Origin of the sequence: Bathymodiolus heckerae thiotrophic gill symbiont, assembly GCF_900180345.1 — a bacterium.
Lineage (GTDB): Bacteria > Pseudomonadota > Gammaproteobacteria > PS1 > Pseudothioglobaceae > Thiodubiliella.
Window position 1 is genome coordinate 1 of record NZ_FXLV01000119.1, and the last position, 812, is coordinate 812.

The 812-nt window shown below is 35.1% G+C and carries 1 protein-coding gene; it reads left to right on the forward strand.

What is annotated here, in order from left to right; translation table 11 throughout:
* Positions 1–31: 31 nt before the first annotated feature.
* A partial coding sequence (locus CRYPD_RS07755) for a hypothetical protein (protein ID WP_138146995.1) occupies positions 32–812 on the forward strand: 781 nt, incomplete at its 3' end.

Consider the following 812-nt stretch of genomic DNA (forward strand, 5'->3'; position numbering starts at 1 on the left):
AGTTCAAGTGAATGATGACGGCACTAAGACCATGACGACAGACGGCACTAAAACGATTTACAGTTGGGATAACGACAAAGGGGAGATTGCCCAAAAAACTGAGACGGTTAAGCGTTATAGCGATATTTTAGAAAATCCATTAAATGATGACCTTGATGATCAAATAAGGGCAATAGAAAGCCTGCTTGAAAATAAAGATTTTAAATCTAGTAAGCAAAGTGAACATCGCGATATTTTAGTTAGCACTCTTGATGCTTTACGTGAAATACAAAGAAATGGATTAGAACTTTCTCTTGATAAGTTGGAGTCAGTTAGATTAGATCTTTATGCGCATTTGTCAAGAAACCCAAGTTCAGAAATTTCAACAGAATTAAATAAGATATATTCTTCTTTGGAAGAATATACTTCTAAATTCGAAAGGCAAGAAATACTTAAAGTATCTTTAAATGAGCAATACGAGAAAGCTCAATCATTGGAAGTTGGTAAAAAGATTGAAGTATTAAAGGAGGTGCATGATCAATTCTTAGAACTTTCAAGGGGAAATTCTGAGATAAGCGAATGGGCAGAACATTATAGATTGGTTACAGAGTGGGACATTCAAGTGGCTAAGGAGTCTCAAACGAAACTTGAAAAATGGAGACAACCCGAGGTAAGTATGGGCAGCACAGATCCATTTGCAGGATATAAGTACCAAGTTATTGTAACAATAGAAAACGATCCAACCTTGTTAAAAAATGAACGAAATCTGGCACAAAAATATCCACACAATACAACTATTGTCCATATGGAAAAAAACGGTGATTATCAAGTTG